General features: G+C 44.9%; 3 protein-coding genes. All 3 read right to left on the bottom strand.

The genetic code is table 11. The features are described from left to right. Positions 1–1,198 (bottom strand): argininosuccinate lyase (gene argH, locus F6K57_RS39870; RefSeq protein ID WP_293074353.1); only part of this gene is annotated, 1,198 nt, incomplete at its 3' end. Positions 1,199–1,563: 365 nt separating this feature from the next. Next, positions 1,564–1,815 (bottom strand): hypothetical protein, encoded by a 252-nt coding sequence (locus F6K57_RS39865; RefSeq protein WP_198954156.1) that lies wholly within the window; start codon positions 1,813–1,815, stop codon positions 1,564–1,566. A gap of 28 nt (positions 1,816–1,843) precedes the next feature. Next, positions 1,844–3,301, bottom strand: coding sequence for a PP2C family protein-serine/threonine phosphatase (locus F6K57_RS39860; protein WP_293074350.1), 1,458 nt, complete (start codon positions 3,299–3,301; stop codon positions 1,844–1,846). Between the last annotated feature and the right edge of the window lie 263 nt (positions 3,302–3,564).

The raw sequence follows: 3,564 nt of genomic DNA, 5'->3' as shown, positions 1-3,564 counted from the left end.
CCAAACAACCTCTGACCACCTTACCCACCAGATTGTAGGCTTCCCGAAACGGAACCCCTTTTGAGGCTAAATAGTCAGCGACATCGGTAGCGTTAGAGAAATCTTCAGTAACTGCTGATGCTAAACGTTCGGTACGAAATTCTAACCCTTCCTGCCAGAGAATGGTCATGGCTTCCATACAGGCTTTGATAGTGTTAACGCTATCAAACAGTGCTTCTTTGTCTTCTTGCAAGTCTTTGTTGTAAGCCAAAGGTAGCCCTTTCATCAAAACTAACAACCCTTGTAGATGACCAAAGACACGACCAGTCTTACCTCGTACCAGTTCGGGAACATCAGGATTTTTCTTTTGGGGCATGATGCTCGAACCAGTAGCACAACTATCCTTGAGAGTAACAAAGCCAAATTCCTGAGATGACCAGAGAATGATTTCCTCTGACAATCGGCTCAGATGTACCATGATCAAACTGGCAGCACAGAGGAATTCAATGGCAAAGTCGCGATCGCTTACTCCATCGAGGCTATTACCATAAATTCCTTCAAAATGCAAGGTTTCTGCGGTATGATGTCGGTCAATGGGGAAGGTAGTCCCTGCTAAGGCTCCACAACCGAGGGGTGAGATATTCACCCGCCGTCGGATTTCCCCTAAACGCTGCCAGTCCCGCTCTAGCATTTCTACGTAAGCTAACAGGTGATGGGCTAAACTGACTGGCTGAGCCCGTTGCAGGTGAGTATAGCCAGGAATCAGGGTTTCAACATGAGCTTTGGCAAGATTGAGCAAGACCTCTTGGAAGTGACGTAACTGGCTACGAATCTGATCAATCTGCTCCCGGAGGTAGAGTCGGGTATCCGTACCAACTTGGTCATTACGCGATCGCGCTGTATGTAGCTTCTTGCCAACATCACCCACAATATCAGTAAGGCGGCGTTCTACAGCTAAGTGTACATCCTCAGCATCAACACCAGGGTTAAATTTTCCTTGGTGGTATTCTGAGCGGATTTGTTCTAAGCCAGCTACTAGCTGCTGAGCTTCCGACTCAGAAATAATGCCAGTATGGGCAAGCATCTTGGCATGAGCTACAGAACCAGTAATGTCATACTCAATCAGTTCTATGTCAAAGCCGATACTGGCATTGAAGCAAGCAATTGCTGGATGTAACGCTGATTCAAATCGCTGACTCCAGGTTTTTTGCTCAGTCACAGTTTTGGAAACAAGATAAAGGACAAAAGACGAGTTAAACGAAGTTAGATTTAGCTTGTAGGGTGGGCAAAAACATTTTGGTTCAAATGAGTCTTCTAGATAAGATCACTTTGCCCACCCTACTTTAATTGGTATTTTTTTTACACGCAACTCCCTTAGCTTGTAGGGTGGGCAAGAACATTTTGGTTCAAATGAGTCTTCTAGATAAGATAACTTTGCCCACCCTACTTTAATTGGTATTTTTTTTACACGCAACTCCCTTAGCTTGTAGGGTGGGCAAAAACATTTTGGTTCAAATGAGTCTTCTAGATAAGATAACTTTGCCCACCCTACTTTAATTGGTATTTTTTTTACACGCAACTCCCTTAGTTAAACGAAGTTAGATTTCTGAATAAGTAACCAACAACTAAGCCAATCACCAGCGCTGCAGCCTGACCAGAATCAATAAAGTTTTGCCAGGCCGTCTTGATTTGACCAAGTACATCTGGATCTTCAATAGTTTGAGCCAAAACTAGCCCATCGATGGGTAAGTGAGAGTTCAGCCATCCCAAGACATCAGTCCAATCGCTAATGCATAATAACGGAACTATTGCTGTTTGTATGCCTACAATCACCATTGCTCTGCTTTCCTATACCTTAAATCTTTTAGTGAAACCTTGATTTTACCTGCATTACGACCAGTGTCATATCATCTCCGTTAGTTGTTGTACCAGTAAACTGCTGAACTTGCTCAAATAGGTAATCTAAAATTTCCTGAGCACTATGACTATGTTCACAGGCCCACTGGAAGCTTTGGGTGAGATTTTCCTCATCAAAGCGATTGCCATTGAGATTGGCTGCCTCGGTCACCCCATCAGTGTAGTAAATAATGGTGTCCCCTGAATCGAGCTGCACTTGAGAGTCTTCGTATTGAGAATCAACTTCTAAACCAATCAGCATCCCTGCGGTATCCAAGGGTTTGATAGAACGGGTTGATGCCTGCCACAACAAGGGGGGATTGTGAGCGGCATTACTATAGGACAAAATCTTGGTTTTGGGGTCGTACTCAGAATAAAACAGGGTAACGAACCGATGGGAATTTTCCAAGTCAACATACATAACCCGATTCAAGTGTTCGAGAATGCGTGCAGGGGAGTGACCGTTTAGTACTTCTGCCCGCAGCATTCCCCTGGTCATGGTCATAATCAACCCAGCCGGAACCCCTTTGCCCATCACATCACCAATCACAATGCTCCAAGGTAAATAAGCGCTGTGCTCATCAGTGACGTTACCATCCCCGGAGTTTTTGGGTCCGAGCTGGTCGTAGTTGGTGGGAATGAAATCGTAGTAGTCACCTCCGACACGGTTAGCGGTTTTACAGAAAGCCGCTAATTCCACACCTTCAATTTCAGGGCATTGGCGCGGTAGTAGGCGGATTTGGATATCGGCACCAATTTCTAACTCTCGATCTAAGCGTTCTTTATGGCGTAGCTCAACTTTAAGTTCATCATTAGCGATCGCTACTGCAGTTTGGTCAGCCACTAACCTTACCAACTTCTGTCGTGTCGGTGTCCAATTATATTGTGGGTCATGGCTAAAGATATACAAATGTCCTTGTTCAGCATTTTTAACCAGAATAGGAAGACTAAACAGTTGGATATTGGGTTCAAGATAATCCCTCAAGAGTTTATCAAAGGATGCCTGAACCAGTTTCAAAGAGGTTGGTGTCTGCTGAGAATTCCCCCCTTGGCCATTAGGACTTGTCACTTGGTGGGTGGTCTTTTCTATCGCTTTACGAATAGTCTGACCCACCTGAGGGTTCTGGTAGTGTAGGTCAGAGCGTTGTACCTGACCATCTCGATTAAACAAGATTAAAGCTCCCCCATCGGCATCACTGACCCGTGCTGCCATTAGAGGAATTAACTCTAAAAACTGATTGAGATTGTTGAAGCTGCGTAAGGCAAACCCCAATGAACTTAACAAATCTTGAACCTTGTGCTGTTCTCGATAAAGACGTGCCACCAGTTCTTTGAGGGTGGACACAGGGTTTTTCTTAGCAGCAGCATAGGAGCTGGTGCTATTGCTTGAACTTGAGGGTTGGTGGGGAATAGGCAGTGCTGTCATTGCATCAGGTGTTAGGAGCGTTACCAGTTATGCTGCACAAACCATCAGGTTAATCAGGAGTTAGAACAGATGTCTACTCAGGTTTTGTCAAGCAGCTGTTGCTGACACTGTTGACCTGTGAAGCCTACGATGGCTGACCCTGAATCTTCACGGTAGTTTTGCTTGGGTATTGATTCAACCATGTAGGATAACTAGCGCAACAGTATGGCATCCTACAGTAGCACTGATTGCCATTTTTAGCTATTAGGGAAGTCCCAACCAAT

The organism is Moorena sp. SIO4A5 (assembly GCF_010672005.1).
Classification (GTDB): Bacteria; Cyanobacteriota; Cyanobacteriia; order Cyanobacteriales; family Coleofasciculaceae; genus Moorena.
This window is presented reverse-complemented; position numbering and strand designations above follow the sequence as displayed.